This is a genomic window from Pseudomonas sp. USTB-Z (assembly GCF_019691255.1).
GTDB classification, from domain to species: domain Bacteria; phylum Pseudomonadota; class Gammaproteobacteria; order Pseudomonadales; family Pseudomonadaceae; genus Aquipseudomonas; species Aquipseudomonas alloputida.
Window position 1 is genome coordinate 112,861 of the sequence record NZ_JAECZP010000011.1, and the last position, 25,611, is coordinate 138,471.

At 56.2% G+C, this 25,611-nt stretch carries 25 protein-coding genes; 1 reads left to right on the forward strand and 24 read right to left on the reverse strand.

From position 1 onward, the window contains the following. Positions 1-273: 273 nt before the first annotated feature. From I8746_RS14890 to I8746_RS14915, 6 genes are all read right to left on the reverse strand, one after another. Positions 274-1,302 carry a DUF4238 domain-containing protein gene (locus I8746_RS14890; RefSeq protein WP_014754909.1) on the reverse strand — a complete coding sequence of 343 codons (1,029 nt, stop codon included), beginning with the start codon at positions 1,300-1,302 and terminating at the stop codon, positions 274-276. A gap of 192 nt (positions 1,303-1,494) precedes the next feature. Then, entirely contained in the window at positions 1,495-1,911 is a 417-nt protein-coding gene (locus I8746_RS14895) for a protein-export chaperone SecB (protein WP_014754910.1), read from the reverse strand. A gap of 21 nt (positions 1,912-1,932) precedes the next feature. After that, on the reverse strand, positions 1,933-2,307 hold the full coding sequence (locus tag I8746_RS14900) for a hypothetical protein (protein WP_014754911.1): 375 nt from the start codon (positions 2,305-2,307) through the stop codon (positions 1,933-1,935). Between the two features lie 15 nt (positions 2,308-2,322). Continuing rightward, entirely contained in the window at positions 2,323-2,934 is a 612-nt protein-coding gene (locus tag I8746_RS14905) for a hypothetical protein (RefSeq protein WP_014754912.1), read from the reverse strand. 527 nt (positions 2,935-3,461) lie between these two features. After that, positions 3,462-3,962 (reverse strand): hypothetical protein, encoded by a 501-nt coding sequence (locus tag I8746_RS14910; RefSeq protein ID WP_041167266.1) that lies wholly within the window; start codon positions 3,960-3,962, stop codon positions 3,462-3,464. Between the two features lie 24 nt (positions 3,963-3,986). Then, a complete protein-coding gene (locus I8746_RS14915; protein ID WP_221100780.1) occupies positions 3,987-5,654 on the reverse strand; it encodes a hypothetical protein in 1,668 nt (555 codons plus the stop codon). A 310-nt stretch (positions 5,655-5,964) separates the two neighbouring features. Here I8746_RS14915 and I8746_RS14920 point away from each other — a divergent pair, with 310 nt between their 5' ends. Then, complete coding sequence (locus tag I8746_RS14920; protein WP_049806374.1) at positions 5,965-6,705, forward strand: hypothetical protein; 741 nt, start codon at positions 5,965-5,967, stop codon at positions 6,703-6,705. Here the strand turns inward: I8746_RS14920 and I8746_RS14925 are convergent. From I8746_RS14925 to mnmE, 18 genes are all read right to left on the reverse strand, one after another. Then, a complete protein-coding gene (locus I8746_RS14925) occupies positions 6,678-7,601 on the reverse strand; it encodes a hypothetical protein (RefSeq protein WP_221100781.1) in 924 nt (307 codons plus the stop codon). The two genes, I8746_RS14920 and I8746_RS14925, sit on opposite strands and share 28 nt — an antisense overlap. Positions 7,602-7,751: 150 nt before the next feature. Beyond that, positions 7,752-9,587, reverse strand: a complete 1,836-nt coding sequence (glmS, locus tag I8746_RS14930) for a glutamine--fructose-6-phosphate transaminase (isomerizing) (RefSeq protein WP_221100782.1) — start codon at positions 9,585-9,587, stop codon at positions 7,752-7,754. Positions 9,588-9,590: 3 nt separating this feature from the next. After that, positions 9,591-10,367, reverse strand: a complete 777-nt coding sequence (locus tag I8746_RS14935) for a DeoR/GlpR family DNA-binding transcription regulator (RefSeq protein ID WP_003253204.1) — start codon at positions 10,365-10,367, stop codon at positions 9,591-9,593. A 190-nt stretch (positions 10,368-10,557) separates the two neighbouring features. Continuing rightward, positions 10,558-11,925 (reverse strand): bifunctional UDP-N-acetylglucosamine diphosphorylase/glucosamine-1-phosphate N-acetyltransferase GlmU, encoded by a 1,368-nt coding sequence (gene glmU, locus I8746_RS14940; RefSeq protein WP_003253201.1) that lies wholly within the window; start codon positions 11,923-11,925, stop codon positions 10,558-10,560. Between the two features lie 124 nt (positions 11,926-12,049). Further along, the gene (locus I8746_RS14945; RefSeq protein ID WP_003253199.1) at positions 12,050-12,469 is read right to left on the reverse strand and encodes a F0F1 ATP synthase subunit epsilon; all 420 of its coding nucleotides are present in this window, start codon (positions 12,467-12,469) and stop codon (positions 12,050-12,052) included. 43 nt (positions 12,470-12,512) lie between these two features. Beyond that, positions 12,513-13,889 carry a F0F1 ATP synthase subunit beta gene (gene atpD / locus I8746_RS14950; protein WP_003253197.1) on the reverse strand — a complete coding sequence of 459 codons (1,377 nt, stop codon included), beginning with the start codon at positions 13,887-13,889 and terminating at the stop codon, positions 12,513-12,515. 27 nt (positions 13,890-13,916) lie between these two features. Next, positions 13,917-14,777 (reverse strand): F0F1 ATP synthase subunit gamma, encoded by an 861-nt coding sequence (atpG, locus tag I8746_RS14955; protein WP_003253195.1) that lies wholly within the window; start codon positions 14,775-14,777, stop codon positions 13,917-13,919. A 48-nt stretch (positions 14,778-14,825) separates the two neighbouring features. Next, complete coding sequence (atpA, locus tag I8746_RS14960) at positions 14,826-16,370, reverse strand: F0F1 ATP synthase subunit alpha (protein WP_012054152.1); 1,545 nt, start codon at positions 16,368-16,370, stop codon at positions 14,826-14,828. Positions 16,371-16,391: 21 nt separating this feature from the next. Then, positions 16,392-16,928, reverse strand: a complete 537-nt coding sequence (locus I8746_RS14965; protein WP_003253191.1) for a F0F1 ATP synthase subunit delta — start codon at positions 16,926-16,928, stop codon at positions 16,392-16,394. Between the two features lie 12 nt (positions 16,929-16,940). Beyond that, positions 16,941-17,411 carry a F0F1 ATP synthase subunit B gene (locus tag I8746_RS14970; protein ID WP_003253189.1) on the reverse strand — a complete coding sequence of 157 codons (471 nt, stop codon included), beginning with the start codon at positions 17,409-17,411 and terminating at the stop codon, positions 16,941-16,943. 56 nt (positions 17,412-17,467) lie between these two features. Beyond that, the gene (gene atpE, locus I8746_RS14975) at positions 17,468-17,725 is read right to left on the reverse strand and encodes a F0F1 ATP synthase subunit C (protein WP_003097235.1); all 258 of its coding nucleotides are present in this window, start codon (positions 17,723-17,725) and stop codon (positions 17,468-17,470) included. 144 nt (positions 17,726-17,869) lie between these two features. Further along, entirely contained in the window at positions 17,870-18,739 is an 870-nt protein-coding gene (gene atpB, locus I8746_RS14980) for a F0F1 ATP synthase subunit A (protein ID WP_003253188.1), read from the reverse strand. A gap of 16 nt (positions 18,740-18,755) precedes the next feature. Beyond that, positions 18,756-19,163, reverse strand: coding sequence for a F0F1 ATP synthase subunit I (locus I8746_RS14985; protein ID WP_003253187.1), 408 nt, complete (start codon positions 19,161-19,163; stop codon positions 18,756-18,758). 149 nt (positions 19,164-19,312) lie between these two features. After that, on the reverse strand, positions 19,313-20,185 hold the full coding sequence (locus tag I8746_RS14990) for a ParB/RepB/Spo0J family partition protein (RefSeq protein ID WP_003253185.1): 873 nt from the start codon (positions 20,183-20,185) through the stop codon (positions 19,313-19,315). Between the two features lie 9 nt (positions 20,186-20,194). Next, the gene (locus tag I8746_RS14995; RefSeq protein ID WP_003253182.1) at positions 20,195-20,986 is read right to left on the reverse strand and encodes a ParA family protein; all 792 of its coding nucleotides are present in this window, start codon (positions 20,984-20,986) and stop codon (positions 20,195-20,197) included. Positions 20,987-21,004: 18 nt separating this feature from the next. Further along, positions 21,005-21,655, reverse strand: coding sequence for a 16S rRNA (guanine(527)-N(7))-methyltransferase RsmG (gene rsmG / locus I8746_RS15000; RefSeq protein WP_003253179.1), 651 nt, complete (start codon positions 21,653-21,655; stop codon positions 21,005-21,007). After that, a complete protein-coding gene (mnmG, locus tag I8746_RS15005; RefSeq protein WP_221100783.1) occupies positions 21,652-23,544 on the reverse strand; it encodes a tRNA uridine-5-carboxymethylaminomethyl(34) synthesis enzyme MnmG in 1,893 nt (630 codons plus the stop codon). The genes rsmG and mnmG overlap by 4 nt, the downstream gene beginning before the upstream one ends. 633 nt (positions 23,545-24,177) lie before the next feature. Continuing rightward, positions 24,178-25,548 carry a tRNA uridine-5-carboxymethylaminomethyl(34) synthesis GTPase MnmE gene (gene mnmE / locus I8746_RS15010; protein ID WP_010951424.1) on the reverse strand — a complete coding sequence of 457 codons (1,371 nt, stop codon included), beginning with the start codon at positions 25,546-25,548 and terminating at the stop codon, positions 24,178-24,180. Positions 25,549-25,611 lie beyond the last annotated feature (63 nt).

The window sequence follows — 25,611 nt, forward strand, 5'->3', positions numbered from 1 at the left end:
CCAGACGTTGAGCATCTACAAAGAGCGGGTGCTATGTAACCCTCAGCCCGATGATGAAGAGGTAGGCCGCGCAGAAGTGTAACCTACGGAGGTCTGGCCTGAGATTTTGTTGGCCACGATCTCTCTTCAGAGACACTTGATAGCCCGGCCCCCATGGCGGGCTTTCAACTTTCTTGCTGCAATGCTAGGGGAGCAGTCTACAACTTAGCGGTCCGAGGGGCGCCATTGTGAAAGCGGGATGCTCCTCCTAGAAGCGCAGGAGACTCGCAAGCATTACAGGTCGGGATAATTGGCTTCCTCTCTCGACTGAGTCTCATGCCATTCCTCCCAATGCTTCCGCACTGCTTTAAATCGCTCGGGACAGACGGTACGGGGCCTGTACTCCTCAATATCTCGCGTATCTGTCGCAAACACGTAGTAATGGGCCCCGGTCAAAATCATCGTCCTAAAAAAAGCTGCTTCAGCAAGACTCAGCGTGGTGCCGCGCCGTGGGGGCGGTGAGCCAACACACGTGAACAGAAGATGCTTGGGACTGAGTGGCATGAACAGCTGTGTGCCTGGAACATCCCAACCGCCCTCAAGACTAAATGTCCCATTCGCACCAGCTCCTACCCTCATGAATGGGTTATCGGACGTTGGCCAGGTGACTCCTGGTGGCGCGTGGAGGATGGTCCAACGATGATTTGGCATTCGATTGATAGTGCTCTTGAGCACTTGTTCAATCTGCCAGAGCCAAAACTTCCGCCCGACCAGGATCTCGGCTTTGATGCCTTCTTCGCCATCCTTATTCTTCACACGATGAATCTTCAGCGGCAGCTTGCTGTGTGGGTCTAAAACCGGAGGGGGTTCAAGTTGAACTCCAGCGGCTGAAGCTGCCTCGATTTTGCGCACTGACGACTCCATGATCTCAGTTAGCAATGCCTCAAGCGTTTCATTTTGGCGTTTGATAAAGATCTGCATTTGCGCAGGAGTACGGACCGATTGCGCAACAGCAAAGCGGAACAAATTGTTCCAATCCTCTCGGGTCAACCGCGACTCGCTCACTACCTTTTCGATGGATGCCAGTCCAGGAGTTTCGAAGTCACGCTCGAGCCATCGCTCGACTTCGTCGCTGGCTTCAGAACCCGACAAACGAGTATAAAGATGCCGAAGCACGGCCACGCTTTTGGTTGAATGCGGTTTCCAAATCGCGCTTTTTTCATGGGGCACTAGCAGACGATAGGCAAGGACTTTGTTCTCTATTGTCCAGTGCTTCAGATACGACTGCGGTACGTAATGGTTGTCCTTCTTGAAGCCTTTCATTCCCCGCTACTTCCTCAAATCTCTTGCTACTTGGCAAACGTGCTTGCGTGACTCGCCTGCGAACCCTACATCACTGCAAGGATTTCCAGATCTGTGTAGGGGACGGTTGCAATACCAGAGCAGTAATTTGCCTGAAAGGTGAGGCTGGGACTTGTTGCCACAAGTCCCGGTAGCAGGCAGCATCATTGATGCCTAGTCTTGCTTTACCAACTTGAAAGAGGGGACTTGAACAAGTGGGAAAATTAGAGGCTCAACTCCAGCGCGTACAGTGAGGGAGTAGGCGTGCTCGCGGATATAAGGTATTAAAATGATAGGGGCATTACGCTCGGCGAAATCATATATCTTGTCAGTCGGGAAAGCGTCTTCATCAACTTTAAAGTGGCCCGCGATAGATAGCCGCATTTCGAAGGACTTAAGTTTGTCTTCGACATCTGGCTCCACTTCCATATCAAGTTTAACAGAAAACATCTTTTCAGACTTGTCGTAGTCTGAACGAGACACCGTGAGGGAAAAATCTCGCTCTTGTTTTTCGGACTCGGAGCCACCTCGTTTCTTAAAATACAACTCTTCGACCGTAACGTCTACAAGCTGTATGGGATGTCTGTCCATGGACTTTCCTTAAAATAACAACTAAGCAGCAGCTGGATAATAAACAACATGATCTAAAGCAACTACTGCGCTGGGGACAGCGCAGTAGCATTTCGCTTCACAATTAATATTGTGGCCTGGGAAGCTGATTTTTTCTTCAGTAGTGTATACCGCACTCATACTTTTGAGTCGTGCATCTTTCGACTCAACTACAAAGTGTAGCGATTTTGCCACATGAACTTCTTCATGATCATAGCCTTCGGCCCAAGCCGAGCTAAATCGGGCGATATCACCGTCGGAATGTTGACGGGCTTGTTCGAACAATTCTTGAGCTGGCATAGCCTCAAATTTGGCAAAAGTTTCATCAAGCGCCCGAGAAAACTCTGGAGTTCTTGCCAAGCCAAATATAGTTTCCATCTTAATGCACCTTGGTTAATGAGTAATATCCATACTACTTATAACGCTTGTGTCTCTAATCGCAAAACAGCTGTGATTTCCTATAAACGACATAATCGGATCAGAAAATTTTGGGCATTTCTGCGATTTGAAGATAACCTTGAACCTCTTCCCGAGCCTCTTTTCTAGCTCCAAAACAAACATTTCAATGAAGCCGTGAATCTCATTTTCATGATTTTGCAACGTCGTGGTGGTGACGTTTCTCCAGCCATCCTCATTCTCCAAGCGTAGCAGCTCAGACAGCTTTGTCTTGAGCAGCGACCACAGCCTAAAGGTCATGGATGGATCGTCGAGGGGTAATACATCCGAAGCATGGAACGCAACCCCTACTTGTACGACTGCCAAGTCAGATTCTTTAGAATACTGACCTCTGGTTTGAGCAGTAGTTGCCCAGGTCTTGGCCAATTTTTGAGCCAGTTGGATGCAGTCCTGCGAATCGTTCACAGCAGTCCAAAAATAGGCACCATTGCCAATTCGACCCGGCTTCGCAATGAAGCCTTGCTCCAGAATGGCCTCAGCTCGGCTTTTGGACGTGCCGTGGGTGCCCCACATCACGACTTTTTCTTCCCGAGCCTCCTGTTGAGCCATGCCTTCTCTCCCTGAGTTACAACTGTAGTGCATTGATCTTAACTATTAAAGCTATCAGATCAATAGTTATTATCTATTTTCATTGGCCCGATTTAATCGGCTCTCCAGTGATGGCATCAGGATATCATCGTGCCTTAGTCAAACTCAAAACCTTTACAATTCGACCCAAACCAATGGACAGGGAAAAGTCCTTATATTTCAACTAGATACTCACACCTAAAATATTGGGACGAACAGGTTTGATGCCAAGCGTTAATTCCTTTAGCTGCGACGCCCCACGCCTCAACTACGCCACGCATCTAGAAGACTCGTCTTACTGAATCGCCCCGGGTTTCCTAGACACCTCCAAGCATCATAATGAGGCCCCTAGGTGGTGCCATGAGTCGTCAGCGTTAGACGAAGAATTCAAGATCAAAGCGGTCAAGCAGGTGACCGAAAAAGGCAAACCTGCCGCCGATGTCGTCTAGTTTCTGGGCATGTCCGTGCACAGCCTTTACGCGTGGATCAGGGTCTACAGGCGAATTTATTTAGCTCTGCCATTCTCCTAGTGTTTCGGCGATCCTGGCCTCTAGAGCCTCCACTGATACACCGTGGCTCAATACGAATTTTTCCGAAAGCGCGGAGATTTCCTTCAGTAATCGCCCAGTTTCGTCCAACATGGATTCCAGCCTTCTGTGAAGATCGCTGTAGGCAACGTCGTCATCCAGAGCTTTCTTGCTATCTGCGTTTGAGCTATGTACCAGCCAGTTTCGGTCCTTTAACAAGGCCTGGAACCTCACCAGTACGTCTTTAGGAAGGTGTTCACTTTTGGATAGGCGCGAAATGCTGCCTCCAAAGGTCTTCTTCTGGGCGTCGGTTACAAGGAGGTTGCCTTCCTCCTCCCCCATCTGCGGTTCCGCTTGCTCAACCAATACGAAAAATTGGGCCGTGGAACCCTCAAGCGTCTGGAGCTGCCACAACGTGAAGCCAATTGCTTGGCAGATCTCACCAAACCGCTCAGATCTTTTGTGAGTGTTAGCTGCGTTCATTTTCTTTCCGAGTAGCGAAATAAGTTACAGGTTTGATGAGGGGAGAGAGAGCCCAGCACTGGGTGCCGGGGGACTCGTAGGTGGAGGGGCCGCTGGTTCTATGGAGGGCGCTTTTAACCTTGCCTTGGCTTTTTCGGCTTTACGCTGCTCGCGTTTCCGGGCCGCTTCAAATTCCTGCATCGGATGCGTCACGAAATGCTGGCGGTATGTTTTGAGAAGCCCTTGATCATTGCCGCTCATGGCCTGGCCAAGCACGTAGTCGGCATCACGCAGCTGGATGTCCAATTTTGGGTTTTTTGCCTGTGCAGCTTTCACCATCGCAATCGCGTCATCGGAAAGCTTGCCACTGGTCCACAGTTCGAACCTTTGGCGGATGTTAGCCCACTCAGAATGCATTTTTACAAATCCCCTGATCACGGGGACACGTTTATCCAGCCATTTCTCCACCTCGGCATCATCCAAAGTGCTGATGGGGTGTATCCCTTTGCATTCGATGAAAACAACTTCATGGCCCGGACGGTAGGCAAGCACGTCGATCTCCGCTTCTGCTCCGATGCTGTCCTTGACGATCCGGTTCATCTCCTGGGGATATCCCAAAAAGGTAGAACGCGCGATCTGAGCTACCGCGAATTCGAAAAGGCTGCCGCGCAGCGTCGAAGCTGCACCTTCGATTCTGGACAAATCGTTGAAAATTTTGTCCAGCGCTTCAGGCGCTTGTGTGAGCTTTGCTGTGTCGGTCAGGACAGCACAAAGATTCTTCAATGCTAATGCGACATCGCGGCCAAAAAGGCTCTCGGTTGTCGCCGGAATGATGCCCTGTTCCTTGAGAAGGGCGAAAGCTTCAGTGTGGTAGCTTTCGGCGACAAAAATCTGAAGACATTTGCTCACCTTCCTGAGACTACGCAGCGTGACACATTTGTTGACGAACCCTGCCAGATGGGCAGCGGTCACCCACCCGTTGAGGGCAAGGTCGCAAACGAAGAAACCTGGTTTGAGAGTTGTGTTGACGTACTCTCGCATGGGGAATAAGTACGAGGGTCCAGCTAGATCCCAATTGAACGTCCCGACCTTCGGTAACGTCTCGGAGCCCTCATCCTCGCGGGTTTCAACGGAATCGTAGCTCACCATTCCCAAGTTTCGGGCCCAATCCTTGACCGCCAGAAGGGTTATCTTTTCTGCGATGAGACGACCCTTCATTTTTGCCCACGTCGACGTCACTTCGAGCATCTGGTGGTGATCGCATCGCACCACACAGGATTCGCCCCCTGGAAGCGTCACCTCCTTTACAAGAGTCGCTTTCACCAGTCGCTCCAGCAGAGTTTCTGCTGAAATGTGTTTCTTTTGAGCAACTGGTGCACCGCAAGCAATAAGAAAATGGCGGCGGGGCATCACGTTGCCTCGAAGCGCAAGAGCCTGTAATGCCGCAAAATAGGCACTGCGCGTTTTTTTCAGAGCCTCCATCAAATTTTCGAAGAAAAACGGAGACCCATACTCCTCTTGGAGATAGCAGAAGCGTGCCCGATGGGGAAAGATGATGTGGTTGAGACGGGTCATACCAGCACACCCACGCTCAACACGCTTTCTCGCCGCTTCGGGGTTCAGGCCGTATTTGGTCTCAAGGAGCTTGGACAAATCACTGCTCAGCAAGGGTCCAGTTTGCTTCAAAAGGTCGATGAGCGCATTGTCAGCCATGTTCGTTCTCGAAGGATGTCACACAGCGCTATTTATACACCTTGTAAACAAGGGTCAACGCTTCGTTTCGGCGCCTGTTCTTGGACCTAGCAAAAATGGGCATTTCAGCGCAATTTCCTCCATTTTTTGCCCAAAATGTCACAAAGGCTTTTTCAGGCCCGCATTGCCACCGTTGTCTTCATTACCTGGAAGCAGGACCTGCGAGTGATTTCCGTGGCCTGATCAAAGATGATCGCCAAGCTATCTTGAGTCTTGGGCTGCGTAGCCAAGACCGTATGCGAATGCCATCTCACTGGCTATCCTTGAAGAAATGCAGCATTTAACCCCTGGGAAAGGTGTAGCTCTTACAACCGACATATTGCTTACGATGTCCGGCCTTGGATTGCCTATGGTATATGTATCAAACTTCAGCTTGGGGCATAAGCTGCTGAAACGTAATCAGGAAGACACCCAACGCTTGATAGCACAGCCGAGAATCATGTGGCCGGACGCTCCAGAGTCAAAAGTCTGGACTGACTTCATAGAAGAATGCATCACTGTGAGTGATGGCCGAATTCGGGCCAAACCCGCAGATTTCTCCCATGAAATATATCGTGGGAGCTATGGGCTTAAGCGTGCAGCCATTCACCTGATGGTTCAGGCATACATCCAAGCTCGTACATTAAACCGCACACGGATAGAAATTGAGGATGTCCATCGGGCTTATATCTCAAGTTCGTATTACTCGTACCGCGTAGACGTTGAGGAACTTGAGCGAATCGCGATTCAAAAAAACTCCAAGCGCGATGACCTCAATTGCCCATTCGGTTCCCCGATACGGTCAAATGTAGTGCAGTTCGTAAGGAAGGAGCGCGACAATCGTGTTGCTCAAGCTGCTTTCAAAGGTGCGTTGACGGCTGAGGAGCGTGAAACGCATAAAAGCCTGAAACTGGATACGGACATGAAAGCTCAAAAACATCAGCGCCCTAAGCGACCCTCTTTAGGGAAACCGACAAATGATGATCTGGGGAACGCATTCAGCGATTATTTTGGCGATAAGGATGACGAGTAGTATCTAGGAGCTTCCCGGTACTCGATACGCATAAGGTCATCTACACTCTGTAAAATATTATCTGTATCACGTAGGCTATATATCAAAGCAGCAAAGCTCCCATACAACAATGCTATAACTTCAATAATGCTTTGAGAATACCTACCATCAGGGCGATAATCTAAACTTGTATCTGAAATTCCTCTAAAGCGTTCGAGCTTCCAGTTTATTGCGATCAACTGCTCCTCAGTAATCAATCTCTCCATGGCTATCTTAGTGGCTTTGCCCGCAAGCTGCGCTATAGCAGACTCCAAATCAACAGCAAAATGCGACTCTCCGATTTCCGCAAAAATTTTTGCGAATGTCAGCTTATATTTGCTTGTATTTTTCCTGGACTCGCAGTGATGGATATAGCGTCCTTTGCAGCCGGTCCAAAGGAGATCATGACCGTATCCTTGGCCATGATATCGGATATCTCTCCCACATACTGGGCATTGTCTAAGCAGGATTGTATTGTGCTTTGCACATACCTCGACGTATCTGTGGTCACGTCTCCAGTAAGGGAAACCAAGCGAATCAATGTCTTCTTTTACACAATCTATGCAAATTCCAGCTAGCTGACATTCTGTCTCAAATCTCGTATAGCAATCCTTATAAATTTTTCTGGTATAGCTGCGTTGGTCGAAATCCGGAAAAACACCTACCTGCGAATAACTCGTGTGTTCATGCAGCAGACGATTGAATCCGTAGGTATCAGACATGCCTAGCAGATCAGCAATAATCCCGATTGACTGTCCTCGCATGTAGTACCTGGATATTTCCTTGAGCTTGATCGACTCGGGTGAGCGTGGAGCCAGGTAGAAATGCCTTTCGATAAAGGAACGCAGAAACTCGTGCGGTTGGATGGCGAGCAGCAAGGAGGAGCACCCAGGATTTCAAGGCAGCGGAGGGGCAGCAGAGCGGGATCTGCGCTTGGAGCCCACAGAGGCTCCAAGCGAGACAGACTTTAATATTCAGAGACAGACTTTAATATTTACGATCAAAGCTGATCAACACCTGACTACCCGTTACTCGACAGTCACCGACTTGGCCAGATTGCGCGGCTGGTCAACGTCGGTCCCCTTCAGCACGGCCACGTAATAAGACAGCAACTGAAGCGGAATGGTGTACAGGATTGGCGCCAGGGCATCGGCAATGTGCGGCACCTTGATCACGTGGGTGCCTTCGCCATTGGTCATGCCAGCGTGCTCGTCGGCGAACACGACCAGCTCGCCACCACGGGCACGCACTTCCTGCAGGTTGGACTTCAGCTTCTCCAGCAGTTCGTTGTTCGGTGCAACGGTAACCACCGGCATGTCGTTGTCCACCAGAGCCAGCGGGCCGTGCTTCAACTCGCCTGCAGGGTACGCTTCGGCGTGGATGTAGGAGATTTCCTTAAGCTTGAGAGCACCTTCCATCGCCACCGGGTACTGCGCGCCGCGGCCGAGGAACAGGGTATGGTGCTTGTCGGCGAACAGCTCGGCAATTTTCTCGACAGTGGCATCCATGGCCAGGGCTTCGCCCAGGCGGGTCGGCAGGCGACGCAGCTCTTCAACCAGCTCAGCTTCGACACCGGCTTCCAGCGTACCGCGCACCTGACCAAGGGCCAGGGTCAGCAGCATCAGCGAAACCAGCTGGGTGGTGAATGCTTTGGTCGAAGCCACGCCGATTTCAGGCCCGGCCAAAGTCAGCAGGGTCAAGTCCGACTCGCGTACCAGCGAGCTGATACCCACGTTGCAGATCGCCAGGCTGCCAAGGAAACCCAACTCCTTGGCGTTGCGCAGTGCGGCCAAGGTATCGGCGGTTTCGCCGGACTGCGAGATGGAGACGAACAGCGTGTCCGCCTGCACCACCACCTTGCGGTAGCGGAACTCGCTGGCCACTTCTACCTGGCATGGGATGCCGGCCAGGCTTTCCAGCCAGTAACGCGCAACCATACCGGCGTGGTAGCTGGTGCCACAGGCAACGATCTGCACGTTGCGCACCTTGGCAAACAGGTCGGCAGCTTGCGGGCCAAAGGCCTGGACCAGCACGTTGTCCTTGCCCAGGCGGCCTTCAAGCGTGCGCTGAACAACGCTTGGCTGCTCGTGAATTTCCTTGAGCATGAAGTGGCGGTAAGCGCCCTTGTCGGCAGCCTCGGCACCTTCGTGGTACTGCACGGTTTCGCGCTGGATCTTGTTGCCCTGCTGGTCCCAGATAGAGACCTGATCACGGCGGATTTCAGCGATGTCGCCTTCTTCCAGGTACATGAAGCGGTCAGTAACCTGACGCAGCGCCAGCTGGTCGGACGCCAGGAAGTTCTCGCCAAGGCCCAGGCCGATAACCAGCGGGCTACCACTGCGCGCGGCCACCAGGCGGTCCGGCTGCTTGGCACTGATCAGCGCGAGGCCGTAAGCGCCGTGCAGGCGCTTCACCGCCGCCTTAAGGGCGTCGGTCAGGTCTGGAATGCTCTTCAGGGTGTGGTGGATCAGGTGGACGATGACTTCGGTATCGGTCTGCGAAGTGAAGACATAGCCCAGGCCCTTCAGCTCTTCGCGCAGCTCCTCGTGGTTTTCGATGATGCCGTTGTGCACCACGGCCACGTCATTGCCCGAGAAGTGCGGGTGGGCGTTGCCTTCAGTCGGCGCGCCGTGGGTAGCCCAGCGGGTGTGGGCAATTCCCAGCTGGCCTGCCAATGGGTCATCAGTAACAGCAACCTCCAGCTCGCTGACCTTGCCGATGCGGCGGCGGCGCTGCAGTTCACCATTCTGGGTGAGTACAGCCAAACCGGCGCTGTCGTAACCGCGGTATTCAAGACGCTTGAGGCCTTCGATCAGGATGGCTGTGATATTACGCTCGGCGACAGCACCAACGATTCCACACATGTTTTATTGCTCCTGGCTGATCGCGGCGCAGATCAGGTTGATGCCGCGGGCTTGAATTTGTTCGCGCGCTGCTGCTGGCAGGCGTTCATCTGTAATAAGGGTGTGTACGCTGCCCCAGGGCAGCTCGAGGTTAGGGATCTTGCGCCCCACCTTGTCCGACTCGACCATCACGATCACTTCACGGGCAACTTCGGCCATGACCCGGCTCAGCCCAAGCAGTTCGTTGAAGGTAGTGGTACCCCGGCCGAGGTCGATGCCATCGGCACCGATGAATAATTGGTCGAAATCGTAGGAGCGCAGTACCTGCTCCGCGACCTGGCCCTGGAACGATTCGGAATGTGGGTCCCAGGTGCCACCGGTCATCAGCAGCACCGGCTCGTGTTCGAGGTCGCAGATTGCACGAGCCACATTGAGCGAATTGGTCATCACCACCAGGCCTGGCTGGCGCCCCAGCTCGGGGATCATTGCCGCCGTGGTGCTGCCGCTGTCGATGATAATGCGCGCATGTTCGCGGATACGCCCCACGGCGGCACGCGCAATGGCCTTTTTATAAGAAGAGACGGGTTGCGCCGGTTCACCGAGCAACTCTTGCGGCACCGGCACCGCTCCGCCATAGCGGCGTAACAACAAGCCGTTGGTTTCCAAGGCGGCGAGGTCTTTGCGAATGGTCACTTCCGAGGTGGCGAAACGCTTGGCCAACGCGTCCACACTTACCTCACCCTGCTCGCTGAGCAGAGCCAGAATATTGTGTCGCCGTTGTGGTGTGTTTCGTTTCGACATGTGCGTTTAAGTTTCGATTCGAAAGTTATTGGTTGCAATCAAAACCTAAGACGCGCGATTCGTCAAGCTGTCGCTGACCTGTGGATTGTTTGCCTCTGCTTTGACGCGGTCCCTTTAGGCGCGGCAGCGCCAATAAAAAAGCCGACTTATTCACATAAGTCGGCTTTCGATCGAAACGGCTGTGAATAACTCAGCTCTTCTTGATCTTCTCCGGGCGCTTCCAGCCCGAAATGTTGCGCTGGCGCGCACGGGCAACAGCCAGGTCACCCGCTTCTACAGCCTGGGTGATGGTCGAGCCGGCTGCGGTGGTCGCTCCGGCCTTGATTTCCACAGGCGCCACCAGCGAGTTGTTCGAACCGATGAACACGTCTTCACCCATCACGGTCTTGAACTTGTTGGCGCCATCGTAATTGCAGGTGATGGTGCCGGCGCCGATATTGGTGCGCGCACCGATTTCGGCATCCCCCAGGTAGGTCAGGTGACCAGCCTTGGCCCCTTCACCCAGGTGGGCGTTTTTCAGTTCAACGAAGTTACCCACATGGGCCTTGGCGTCCAGTACGCTGCCCGGACGCAGGCGGGCGAACGGGCCAGCATCGCTGCCTTCTCCCATCACAGCGCCTTCGAGGTGGCTGTTGGCCTTGACCACCGCGCCTTTGCGCAGGGTCGTGTTCTTGATCACGCAGTTAGGGCCGATCTGCACATCGTCTTCGATGACCACCTTGCCTTCGAGAATCACGTTGATGTCGATCAGTACATCACGACCAACGCTGACTTCACCACGAACATCGAAGCGTGCCGGGTCACGCAGGGTAACCCCCTGAGCCATCAGACGGCGGCCTTCACGCAATTGGTAGTGACGCTCCAGCTCGGAGAGCTGGCGGCGGTCGTTGGCGCCCTGCACTTCCATAGCGTCGTGTGGCTGTTCAGTTGCCACCACCAAGCCATCGGCCACTGCCATGGCAATTACGTCGGTCAGGTAATACTCGCCCTGGGCGTTGTTGTTCGACAGCCGGCCCATCCAGTCAGCCAGACGCGCGGCTGGCAGCGCCAGAATGCCGGTGTTGCCTTCCTTGATCGCTTTTTGCGCGTCGTTGGCGTCCTTGTGCTCAACGATGGCAGTTACCCTGCCCTGCTCGTCACGCACGATCCGGCCATAACCGGTCGGATCGTCGAGGGTGACTGTCAGCAGTCCCAGCTGCTGATCGTTGGCCTTCGCCAACAGACGCTGCAGGGTCTCCACTTCGATCAACGGCACGTCGCCGTACAACACCAGCACGGTGTCAGCGGTCAGCGCCGGCAGTGCCTGGGCAACAGCATGACCGGTACCCAGCTGTTTATCCTGCATGACGAAATTCAGGTCGTCAGCAGCCAGCCGCTCGCGAACCAGCTCGGCACCATGGCCAATGACCACATGAATACCTTGCGGCTGAAGTTGGCGCGCGCTGTGGATAACATGGCCGAGCATGGAATTGCCAGCTACCGGGTGCAACACTTTGGGCAGCGCCGAGCGCATGCGGGTGCCTTGGCCGGCGGCGAGAATAACGATATCGAGTGACATTACTGGCTACCAATCCTGGGCGGTCAGTGAAAGACCGGGGGAGAAAACAGAAAAAGAAAAAGAAAAAGGGTAGCCGAGGCTACCCTTTTACTCAATCGCAACAGCAGTTATCAGCCGGGGCCGATTACTTGCCTTTGCGCATTTGCTGGACGGTACGCAGCTGGGCTGCGGCCTCGGCCAGACGTGCGGCGGCGGCACTGTAGTCGAAGTCCGCGCCTTTCAGATTCAGGGCGTTCTCGGCAGCCTTGAGGGCCTCCTGAGCCTGAGCTTCATCCAGGTCTGTAGCACGTTGCACGGTATCGGCAAGCACCTTGACCATGTTCGGCTGAACCTCGAGGAAACCACCAGAGATGTAGAACACCTCTTGTGCGCCACCCTGCTTGGTCAGCGTGATCGGACCAGGCTTGAGATTGGTGATCAGCGGCGCATGGCCTGGAGCGATACCAAGATCACCCAGGTTACCGTGCGCAACCACCATCTCGACCAGGCCGGAGAAGATCTCTCCTTCCGCGCTGACGATATCGCAATGGACTGTCATAGCCATCTGCTTGCCTCAACCTGATAGCGCCCCTTGCGGGGCGCAGGAATTACAGTTTCTTGGCTTTCTCGATCGCTTCGTCGATGCTGCCGACCATGTAGAACGCTTGTTCTGGCAGGTGGTCGTAGTCACCTTTGAGGATGCCGCTGAAGCCAGCGATGGTGTCTTTCAGAGAAACGTACTTGCCTGGCGAACCGGTGAAGACTTCTGCCACGAAGAACGGCTGCGACAGGAAGCGCTGGATCTTACGAGCGCGGGCTACCAGTTGCTTGTCGGCTTCGGACAGTTCGTCCATACCCAGGATCGCAATGATGTCCTTCAGCTCTTTGTAGCGCTGCAGAACATACTGAACGCCACGAGCGGTCTCGTAGTGCTCGTTGCCGATCACGTTCGGGTCCAGCTGGCGCGAAGTCGAGTCCAGTGGGTCGACCGCTGGGTAGATACCCAGGGAGGCGATGTCACGGGACAGAACGACGGTGGCGTCCAAGTGGGCGAAGGTGGTCGCTGGCGACGGGTCGGTCAAGTCGTCCGCAGGTACATATACGGCCTGTACGGAGGTGATCGAACCTTCCTTGGTGGAGGTGATGCGCTCTTGCAGAACGCCCATCTCTTCAGCCAGGGTCGGCTGGTAACCTACTGCCGAAGGCATACGGCCCAGCAGTGCGGATACTTCGGTACCGGCCAGGGTGTAACGATAGATGTTGTCGACGAACAGCAGAACGTCGTTACCTTCGTCACGGAACTTCTCGGCCATGGTCAGGCCGGTCAGCGCTACACGCAGACGGTTTCCTGGTGGCTCGTTCATCTGACCGTAGACCAGCGCTACTTTGTCGAGAACGTTGGAGTCCTTCATCTCGTGGTAGAAGTCGTTACCCTCACGAGTACGCTCACCCACACCAGCGAACACGGAGTAACCGCTGTGTTCCATGGCGATGTTACGGATCAGTTCCATCATGTTTACGGTCTTGCCGACACCGGCACCACCGAACAGACCAACCTTACCACCCTTGGCGAACGGGCAAACCAGGTCGATAACCTTGATGCCGGTTTCCAGCAGGTCGTTGCCGCCTGCCTGGTCAGCGAACGAAGGCGCTGGCTGGTGGATACCGCGACGCTCTTCTTCGCCGATCGGGCCGGCTTCGTCGATCGGGTTGCCCAGTACGTCCATGATACGGCCCAGGGTGGCCTTACCAACTGGAACGGAAATGGCAGCGCCGGTGTCGACGACATCCAGACCGCGCTTCAGGCCTTCGGTCGAGCCCATCGCAATGGTACGAACCACGCCGTCGCCCAGCTGCTGCTGAACTTCCAGGGTGGTTTCCGCGCCTTGTACTTTAAGCGCGTTGTATACACTCGGCACGACGTCACGTGGGAATTCCACGTCGATGACGGCGCCGATGATTTGAACGATACGTCCGCTACTCATAGCTGGATCCTCTGAATATGTGAACCGTTAAACCGCGGCAGCGCCGCCGACGATTTCCGAGATCTCCTGGGTGATCGCAGCCTGACGCGCCTTGTTGTAGATCAACTGAAGCTCTTTGATCAAATCACCGGCGTTGTCTGTGGCGTTCTTCATGGCGATCATCCGGGCCGCTTGTTCAGCAGCGTTGTTCTCGACCACCGCCTGGTATACCTGCGACTCCACGTAGCGCACCATCAAGCCGTCCAGCAGCTCTTTTGCGTCGGGTTCGTACAGGTAGTCCCAGTGATGCTTGAGATCCTGATCCGGGGTTGCCACCAACGGTACCAATTGCTCGACCGTCGGCTTCTGGGTCATGGTATTGATGAACTTGTTCGAAACCACCGAGAGGCGATCGATACGGCCGTCCAGGTAGGCGTCCAGCATCACTTTGACGGAGCCGATCAGATCGTTGATCGATGGCTCTTCGCCCAAGTGGCTGATCGCTGCTACGACGTTGCCGCCAAAGATGCGGAAGAAAGTCGCACCCTTGCTGCCGATCACGCACAGGTCGATTTCCACGCCCTGTTCGCGGTTTGCGCTCATGTCCTTGACCAGGGCCTTGAACAGGTTGGTGTTCAAGCCACCGCACAGACCACGGTCACTGCTCACCACGATATAACCAGCGCGCTTTACAGGGCGCTCGATCATGAACGGGTGGCGGTATTCCGGGTTGGCGTTGGCCAGATGACCGATCACCTGGCGGATACGTTCCGCGTAAGGACGGCTAGCAGCCATGCGCATTTGTGCCTTGCGCATCTTGCTGACCGCCACTTTCTCCATGGCGCTGGTAATTTTTTGCGTGCTTTTGATGCTCGCAATCTTACTGCGAATCTCTTTTGCGCCTGCCATGTATCACCTATCAGGTTAGCAAGCGGGGGCCTGAGCCCCCGCTGCGGCTTACCAGGTCTGGGTGGCCTTGAACTTCTCGATACCGGCTTTCAGGCCTGCGTCGATTTCGTCGTTGAAGTCACCCTTCACGTTGATCTTCGCCATCAGTTCAGCGTGATCACGGTTGAAGAAGGCGATCAGAGCTTGCTCGAAGCTGCCGATCTTGGAGACTTCTACGTCGATCAGGAAGCCACGCTCAGCGGCGTACAGCGACAGAGCCATGTCCGCGATGGACATCGGCGCGTACTGCTTCTGCTTCATCAGCTCGGTAACGCGCTGACCATGCTCCAGCTGCTTGCGGGTCGCTTCGTCCAGATCGGACGCGAACTGGGCGAATGCAGCCAGTTCACGGTACTGAGCCAGAGCGGTACGAATACCACCGGACAGCTTCTTGATGATCTTGGTCTGAGCGGCACCACCTACGCGGGATACCGAAACACCGGCGTTCACTGCAGGGCGGATGCCCGAGTTGAACATGGCCGATTCCAGGAAGATCTGACCGTCGGTGATGGAAATCACGTTGGTCGGAACGAACGCAGAAACGTCGCCAGCCTGGGTTTCGATGATCGGCAGAGCGGTCAGGGAACCGGTTTTGCCAGTGACAGCACCGTTGGTGAACTTCTCGACGTACTCTTCCGAAACGCGCGATGCACGCTCCAGCAGACGGGAGTGGAGATAGAACACGTCGCCTGGGTATGCTTCGCGTCCTGGTGGACGGCGCAGCAGCAGGGAGATCTGACGGTAGGCAACGGCCTGCTTGGACAGGTCATCGTAAACGATCAGTGCGTCTTCACCGCGGTCGCGGAAGAACTCGCCCATGGTGCAACCGGCGTATGGCGCCAGGAATTGCAGTGCGGCGGATTCCGAAGCACTGGCAACAACCACGATGGTGTTGGCCAGGGCGCCGGTTTCTTCCAGCTTGCGAACGATGTTGGCAACGGTGGAACGCTTCTGGCCGACAGCAACATAAACGCAGAAAATACCGGAGTTTTTCTGGTTGATGATGGCGTCGATGGCCATGGCGGTCTTGCCGATCTGACGGTCGCCAATGATCAGCTCACGCTGGCCACGGCCGACAGGGATCATGGCGTCGACGGATTTGTAACCAGTCTGTACAGGCTGGTCTACCGACTTACGCCAGATCACGCCTGGAGCCACTTTCTCGACTGCGTCGGTCTGGGTGTTGCCCAGAGGACCTTTGCCGTCAATCGGGTTGCCCAGTGCGTCGACGACGCGACCCAGCAGTTCCTTACCAACCGGAACTTCCAGGATGCGGCCGGTGCACTTGGCGCTCATGCCTTCGGCGAGGGTGTCATAGGCACCCAAGATCACTGCACCTACGGAGTCTTGCTCCAGGTTCAGGGCCATGCCGTAGACGCCGCCAGGGAACTCGATCATTTCGCCGTACATAACGTCGGCCAGACCGTGGATCCGCACGATACCGTCGGATACCGAAACGACGGTACCTTCGTTACGGGCTTGGGAGCTCACATCGAGGTTATCGATGCGGCCCTTGATGATTTCACTAATTTCGGAAGGATTGAGTTGCTGCATTGCTCTGCTGCCCCTTCAAACTCAAGATTTCAATGCTTCGGCCAGTTTCGCGATTTTGCCGCGAACAGAGCCATCGATTACCAGGTCACCGGCGCGGATGACGACGCCGCCAATCAGGCTGGCATCCTCCGACGCGTGCAGGCGCACTTCCTGGCCTAACCGTGCACTGAGAACCTTGGCGAGTTTGTCTTGCTGTTCTTGGTTCAACGCGAAGGCACTGGTGACTTCCACGTCCACGGATTTCTCTTGCTCGGCCTTGTACAGGTCGAACAGGGCGGCAATCTCCGGCAGAAGCAGGAGACGGTCGTTTTCCGCGGCAACATGAATGAAATTCTGTGCCTGTGCATTGAACTTGTCACCGCACACGTCAATGAACGTGGCGGCCTTTTCTGCGCTCGTCAGTCGCGGGGCCTTGAGCAGGCGCTGCATGGTGTCGTCTTGCGACACCGCAGCAGCCAGGCCGAGCATGGCTGACCAATTGGCCAGTTGCTGATGGGCCTGGGCATGCTCAAAGGCAGCCTTAGCGTAAGGTCGGGCCAACGTGGTCAGTTCTGCCATGATCGCCCTCGCTTAAATTTCAGCGGCCAGTTTGTTAACCAGCTCCGCATGCGCGTTTTGATCGATTGTGGCGCCAAGGATCTTTTCAGCACCACCAACGGCCAGAGCACCCACTTGGGCACGCAGGGCGTCTTTAGCGCTGTTCAGTTCCTGTTCGATCTCGGCCAGAGCCTGAGCCTTCACACGGTCAGCTTCGACGCGGGCCTGTTCACGGGCTTCCTCGACAAGCTGAGCAGCGCGTTTCTTGCTTTGCTCGATGATTTCGGCTGCTTGTGCTTTAGCTTCACGCAGTTGCTGACCCGCTTTCTCTTGGGCCAGCTCCAGGTCGCGAGCTGCGCGGTTGGCAGCGTCCAAGCCGTCGGCAATCTTCTTTTGGCGCTCTTGCAGAGCAGTGATGACCGGAGGCCATACATACTTCATGCAGAAGAGTACAAAAATCAGGAAAGCAACGGATTGGCCAATCAGGGTTGCATTAATGTTCACGCCAACACCTCGCTCGGTCTTAATTCATACAGCCATCAACTCGTGGTGACGAGTGATTAGCCGGCGATCTGACCAACGAACGGATTCGCGAAGGTGAAGAACAGAGCGATACCAACACCGATCATGGTTACGGCGTCGAGCAGACCGGCAACGATGAACATTTTGACCTGCAGCATCGGAACCATTTCTGGCTGACGAGCAGCGCCTTCCAGGAATTTGCCACCCAGCAGGCCGAAACCAATGGCGGTACCCAGAGCACCCAGGCCGATCAGCAGAGCAACAGCGATAGCGGTCAGACCAACTACAGTTTCCATCTTTCCTCCCGACTTTTACGTCGTATTGGTTAGGTTTTTAGTTTGAAGCGGTAAAACAAATCGTTTGGTACAGCATGCCCTTGCGGACTTTTTAAGCCCTCCCCCCGTACAGGCAGGGAAGGCTATCAGACACGCCAGGCGGTCTTAATGGTTATCTTCGTGAGCCATCGACAGGTAGACGATGGTCAGCATCATGAAGATGAAAGCTTGCAGGGTGATGATCAGGATGTGGAACACAGCCCACGCCCATTGCAGCACCACACCCAGGCCGCTGAGCCACAGCAGGCCGGAGCCGAACATTACAGCGATCAGGATGAACACCAGCTCGCCAGCATACATGTTGCCGAACAGACGCAGTGCCAGCGAGATCGGTTTGGCGATCAGGGTGACGAATTCCAGCAGGAAGTTGACCGGAATCAGCAGGATCTGCACGAAGATATTCTTGCTGCCAAACGGGTGCAGGGTCAGCTCACCGATGAAGCCGCCCAGTCCCTTGACCTTGATGCTGTAGAAGATGATCAGGGCGAAGACGCAGAAGGCCATGGCCAGGGTCGCGTTCGGGTCAGTGGTCGACACGGCGCGGAACGGAATGTGCGGGTCACCGGAAATCAGGATGGCCAGCTGAGGGATCCAGTCGACCGGTACCAGGTCGACGGCGTTCATCAGGAATACCCAGACGAAAATGGTCAGCGCCAGTGGTGCGATTACCGGGCTACGGCCGTGGAAGGAGTCCTTCACGCTGCCGTTGACGAAGTCGACCATCACCTCAACGAAGTTCTGCAGACCGCCAGGTTGGCCGGAAGTCGCCTTCTTGGCCGCCATGCGGAAGATCAACAGGAAGATCAGACCCAGCGCGACGGACCAACCCAGGGTGTCCAGGTGGAACGCCCAGAAGCCCATTGCCTTGGCTTCTGCAGCCGAATGGGCGAAGCCCCAGCTGCCGTCTGGTAGTTGACCGTAGGTCAGGTTCTGCAAGTGGTGCTGGATATAGCCCGAAGCGGTTTCTGCTGCCATGGTTGCCTCAAACGCCCTAAGGTCTCGAAAGTCTTTTATTCATCAGCAGGGGCGCGAACCAGCTGACCAAAAGGGTCAACACGAAGACGCCGAATACTGCTAGCGGCGCCAGTGGCTTCACTCCTGCAAAGGTCAGTGCAAAAAGCACTGCCGTCAAAATCATCTTGCCTGCCTCGCCAGCGTAAAACGACTTGACGATAGCTTGTGCCGCCCGAGCCCCGCTGAAGCGAAAAGCCTTCCAGGCGAAATACACATTGGGCAGCCAGGCAATCAAACCTCCGCAAAGGCCTGAATATCCACTGACCGACCCTTTCCACTGCCACACCACCAAGGTTGCCAGCAGCAGTACGACAAATTGAGCCAGCAGTACCGGAAAAACCGCCCAGCGATGGAAAGGCAGGCGGTTTGGCGTGCGTATTTCCATCACAACTGCTCCTCGGAAGTCGACCAACAAGTCAGCTATGACTTGGCATAATTTGTGCCGACAAAATGCGCGCAGAGTATAGGGGTGGATTAACCCCTATTCAACTCTTCGGTAGTGATTTCCGACTTCGCGCTACAACAGGAATTGTTTCAGCGGATGTGAGCGAGCACGCCTTGCAACTCATCAAGCGAGTTGTAGCGAATAACCAACTGGCCTTTGCCCTTGTTGCCATGACGGATCTGCACGGCCGAGCCCAGGCGCTCTGCGAGCCGCTGTTCAAGGCGTGCGATATCCGGATCAGGTTTGCTCGGTTCGACCGGATCAGGCTTGTCGCTGAGCCACTGACGGACCAGTGCCTCGGTTTGGCGCACGGTGAGGCCACGTGCGACAACATGACGCGCCCCCTCCTCCTGACGATTTTCATCCAGGCCGAGCAATGCACGGGCGTGCCCCATCTCCAGGTCACCGTGGGCGAGCATGGTCTTGATCGCATCGGGCAAGGTGATGAGGCGCAGCAGGTTGGCCACGGTCACCCGCGACTTGCCCACAGCGTCAGCCACCTGCTGCTGGGTGAGCTCGAATTCCTGTTGCAGGCGCTGCAGGGCCATGGCCTCTTCCAGCGGGTTGAGGTCTTCGCGCTGGATGTTCTCGATCAATGCCATGGCGATGGCGGCTTCGTCGGGCACTTCACGGACCATGGCCGGGATCGTGTCCAGGCCGGCCTGCTGGGTGGCGCGCCAACGGCGCTCACCGGCGATGATCTCGTATCGGTTGTCGCCAATCGGGCGTACCACGATCGGTTGCATCACACCATGGTTGCGAATCGAGTGCGCAAGCTCTTCCAGCGCCTCCGGGTCCATGTCCCGGCGAGGCTGATACTTGCCGCGCTGGACCAGCTCGACCGGCAGGTGTTGCAGTTCTTTCTGGTCGATCTTCACAGCCTGCTCTTCGAGCGCGCTGACGGAAGGACCACTGAGCAGTGCATCCAACCCACGTCCGAGACCCCGTTTCTTGACGGCCATACGGATTCCTTAAGTTGTTTGTGCAGTGCGTGATGGACGGCGTTGACGGCGTACCAGTTCCCCAGCCAGGGCCAGGTACGCCAGCGCGCCCCGCGATTGCTTGTCGTAAGCAAGGGCTGGCATGCCGAAGCTGGGGGCCTCGGCCAAGCGAATGTTGCGCGGAATGACCGTGTCGTACAGCTGAGGGCCAAAGTGCTCCTTCAACTGTGCCGAAACATCGTTGTTCAGGCTCAGACGCGGATCGTACATGGTCCGCAGCAGGCCCTCGATCTTCAACTCCGGGTTCAACCGGGCGGCGATACGCTTGATGTTATCCACAAGGTCGCTGAGACCTTCCAGTGCGTAGTACTCACACTGCATGGGGATAATCACGCCATCGGAAGCGACCAGAGCATTCAGCGTGAGCATCGACAGCGACGGCGGGCAGTCGATGAGGATGTAGTCGTAGTTATCGCGAATAGGCGCCAGGGCGTTGCGCAGACGGCTTTCCTTGACCTGCATTTCCAGCAGCACCACCTCAGCGGCGGTCAGGTCACGGTTTGCCGGCAGCAACTGGAAGCCTCCGTGCTCGGAGTAGTGCATAGCTTGGGCCAAGTCGCACTCCCCGATCAGCAGGTCGTAGACCGAATGCTCGAGCTCGTGCTTGTCCACACCGCTGCCCATGGTGGCGTTGCCCTGCGGATCGAGGTCGATCAGCAGGACACGACGCTTGGTCGCAGCCAGCGAGGCGGCGAGATTGATACAGGTGGTTGTCTTGCCCACACCACCTTTCTGGTTCGCGATTGCGAATACCTTAGCCATTGTTGCGAGTGTTCCCAGTCATGCCTTGCGGCGCAGTATCAGCAGATGGCGCTGGCCCTGGCAACCCGGAACGGTCAGGGCCTGTTCGCTTTCCACTGTGAAGTCTGCGGGCAATGCTACCAGTTCATCGGCAGGATGCAGCCCCTTCATTGCAAGCCATTGCGTCCCGGTGTCGCCCAAGTGGCGGGTCCAGTTGGTGAAGTTCTCCATGCTGCTGAAGGCGCGGGAGATGATTCCGTCGAACGGTTGTGCCGGCTGGAAGGCCTCGACCCGGCTGTGGATAACCGTGAGGTTGTCCAGCTTGAGTTCCATTTTCACCTGAGTCAGGAAACGGGTTTTCTTGCCATTGGCGTCCAGCACGGTGACGCGCTTGTGTGGATGCAGGATAGCCAGCGGGATGCCGGGCATGCCACCGCCGCTGCCAACATCCAGCCAGTTATCACGATCGTTGTGGATAAAAGACATGACGCTAAGGCTGTCGAGCAGGTGACGCGAAACCATCTCGTCCGGATCGCGCACAGCAGTCAGGTTGTAGGCTTTGTTCCATTTGATCAACAGAGCCAGGTAGCCAAGCAGCTTCTCGTGCTGCTCGGCAGTCAGCTCGACGCCAAGCTGGCGCGCACCTGTGGATAACTCTTCAGCGTGTTGAGGGGTGACCAGGGAACTCAAGCGCTTTGCTCCAATTCGCGGCCAGCGCCGCGTTTTTTCAAGTGAATCAGCAACAGGGAAATCGCCGCCGGGGTCACACCCGGGATACGCGAAGCCTGGCCCAGCGTCTCCGGACGGGTCTGGCTCAGCTTGCCCTGTATCTCCTTGGACAGGCCGGAAATCGTCGTGTAGTCGATATCCACAGGCAGGCGTGTGTCTTCGCTGGCGCGCAGTCGGGCAATTTCATCCTGCTGACGGTCGATGTAGCCGGCGTACTTGGTGCGGATCTCGACCTGCTCGGCAACCTGTGGATCGATTGCTTCACCGCCAGTCGCTTCCATCAGGCCGGCGTAGTCGATTTCGGGACGCGCCAGCAGGTTGAGCAAGCTGTACTCGTGGCTCAGCGGAGTGCCCAATTTATCCACTACGGCCTGGCCTTGCTCGGTATTCGGCCGAACCCAGGTCGATTTCAGGCGCTGTTCCTCACGCTCGATACCGTCGCGCTTGGCGCAGAATGCGGCCCAGCGCTGGTCATCGATCAGGCCCAGTTCACGGCCCTTTTCGGTCAGGCGCAGGTCGGCGTTGTCTTCGCGCAGTATCAGCCGGTACTCGGCACGCGAGGTAAACATGCGGTACGGCTCCTGAGTACCCAAGGTAATCAGGTCGTCCACCAGTACGCCGATGTATGCCTCGTCGCGGCGCGGGCACCAGCTGTCACGGCCCTGCGCCCGAAGTGCGGCGTTAGTCCCGGCCAGCAGGCCCTGGGCGCCGGCTTCTTCGTACCCGGTGGTGCCGTTGATCTGCCCGGCGAAGAACAGGCCGCCGATGACTTTGGTCTCGAGGCTGTACTTGAGGTCACGGGGATCGAAGTAGTCGTACTCGATGGCATAGCCCGGGCGCACGATGTGGGCGTTTTCCATGCCGCGGATCGAACGGACCAGCTCCAGCTGCACGTCGAACGGCAGCGAAGTGGAAATACCGTTGGGATACAACTCATGGGTGTTCAAGCCTTCCGGCTCAATGAACACCTGGTGGCTTTCCTTGTCGGCGAAGCGGTGGATCTTGTCTTCGATCGACGGACAGTAGCGCGGACCGACACCTTCGATCACACCCGAGTACATCGGTGAACGGTCGAGGTTCGACGCAATGATCTCGTGGGTGCGCGCATTGGTGTGGGTAATCCAGCAACTCACCTGACGCGGGTGCATTTCGGCATTGCCCATGAACGACATCACCGGGATCGGCGTATCGCCTGGCTGTTCGGTCATTACCGAGAAGTCCACCGAGCGGCCGTCAATGCGTGGCGGGGTACCGGTTTTCAGGCGGCCGACGCGCAGCGGCAGTTCACGCATGCGGTGGGCCAGGGCAATCGAAGGTGGATCACCGGCGCGACCACCGGAATGGTTTTGCAGACCAATGTGGATGAGGCCGCCGAGGAAGGTACCGGTAGTCAGCACCACCGATTCGGCAAAGAAACGCAGGCCCATCTGGGTCACCACGCCTTTGACCTGGTCCTGCTCGACGATCAGGTCATCGCAGGACTGCTGGAATATCCACAGGTTTGGCTGGTTTTCCAGGATTTCACGTACCACTGCCTTGTAGATGGCGCGGTCGGCTTGCGCACGGGTGGCTCGTACGGCCGGGCCCTTGCGGTTGTTCAGAACGCGGAACTGGATGCCGCTCTTGTCGGTGGCCAGCGCCATGGCGCCGCCGAGCGCATCGATCTCTTTGACCAGATGGCTTTTGCCAATACCGCCGATGGCGGGGTTGCAGCTCATGTGACCGAGGGTTTCCACGTTATGGGTCAGCAGCAGGGTTTTCACACCCATGCGTGCAGACGCAAGCGCAGCCTCGGTACCGGCATGGCCGCCGCCGATGACGATCACGTCAAAACGGGAAGGGAAATCCACCACGCACCTCGTGCCTGTTTTTGCGAATAGAGAAGGTAAGCGGACAAGTATAGGGACTTCACCCCCAGTAAAGAAACCGTCTGAGCAAATTTTGACCAGTCTGTGGATGAGTGGCAAACAACAGAAATCAAAGAGAAGAAATTTAAAAAGCTTTGTTTTTATGTTTATTCTTATGCACAGCGATATCTGTGGATAAAGTCCTGTATCCCAATAATGGCGCTATGTAGAGAGAAATTAAACCCTGTGTCTGGAGTGCCATGAGGCCTATGGATAACGTCTTTTAGCCTGTGGATTAAATGGCTGTTTACCCACAGGCGGGTTTTTCCTCAGAAAAAAAGCCCGCTTATCAACTGAGCTGAAGGCGACTTTTCCACAGGGCTCCTGAGCAAGGTTTTTAAGCCGAGCATGGAAAAATCATCGCGCTGACGGGCAGACATGGTCAGGTTGGAGCGGTCGAGCCCGCGAAAGGGTGGGTACATCCACAGAGATCTGGTGCTTGTAAGGGTTTCTTCGCGGCCCTGCCCGCTCCCACAGATGTTTGGGTCATCGGCCTGCATTCATCTTCTGCAACGAATTTCAGGCAAAAAAAAGCCGCTCCCTAAGGAGCGGCGCTTGGCCTTGCCTGGCTGTGGATTACTTGCCGATGCAGAAGCTGGAGAATATCCGTCCAAGCAGGTCATCCGAGCTGAATGCTCCTGTAATCTCCCCCAGCGCATGCTGTGCCTGGCGTAAGTCCTCAGCCAGAAGCTCTCCCGCGCCCGCCAAGGTCAATTGAGCACGGCCGTGCTCCAGGTGCTCGCTGGCTTGGCGCAAGGCATCCAGATGGCGCCGGCGGGCGCTGAAGCCACTCTCTGCAGTCTGCTCGTAACCCATACAGCCCTTCAGATGGTCGCGGAGCAGTTGCAGCCCTGTGTCGTCGCCCTTGGCGCTCAGGGTAATGGTCACATGGCCGTCATCGCACTGTTCCAGCGCTACCCGCTCACCACTCAGGTCGGCCTTGTTGCGAATCAGCGTGACCTTGGCCGGGTCCGGCCGCTGAGCCAGAAACTCAGGCCACAAAGCGAACGGGTCGCTGGCCTCGGGCGCAGTGGAGTCGACTACCAGCAGAACGCGGTCTGCCTCGCCAATGGCCTTCAGGGCGCGTTCCACACCGATCTTTTCCACATGGTCATCGGTATCGCGCAAGCCGGCAGTATCGACAACGTGCAGCGGCATGCCGTCGATGTGGATATGTTCGCGCAGGATATCCCGCGTGGTGCCGGCGATGTCAGTGACGATGGCAGCTTCCCGCCCGGCCAGCTGGTTCAGCAAGCTCGACTTACCAGCATTCGGCCGGCCGGCAATGACTACCGTCATGCCGTCACGCAGCAAGGCGCCCTGCCCGGCCTCGCGCTGCACAGTGGATAACTCGCTGCGCACGGCATCAAGCATCGACAGCACGTGGCCATCGGCGAGGAAGTCGATCTCTTCCTCAGGAAAATCGATCGCCGCCTCGACGTAAATTCGCAGGGCAATCAACGCCTCGGTGAGGCTGTGCACACGCCTGGAGAATTCCCCTTGCAGCGAGCGCAGGGCGTTGCGCGCTGCCTGGCTGGAACTGGCCTCGATCAGGTCGGCGATGGCTTCGGCCTGCGCCAGGTCGAGCTTGTCGTTGAGGAAGGCGCGCTCGCTGAACTCGCCCGGGCGAGCCAGACGACAGCCGACTTGTACACAGCGCTGCAGCAGCATGTCCAAGACCACAGGGCCACCGTGTCCCTGCAGTTCAAGCACGTCCTCACCAGTGAACGAATTAGGCCCGGGAAAGAACAGAGCAATCCCTTCGTCCAGCACCAGCCCTTCATCGTCGCGGAACGGACCGTAATGGGCATGCCGCGGGGTCAGGGTGCGGCCAGTGATCAACAGGCCGGCCTTGGCAGCCAGAGGGCCGGACAACCTGACAATTCCCACACCGCCCCGGCCCTGGGCCGTGGCGATGGCGGCGATGGTTTCACGCACAGTGTTCATGCTCGAAAGCCTCTACGACAAAAACGACAGATAGCAAAAACGCCCCACTAGGGGGCGTTTTTT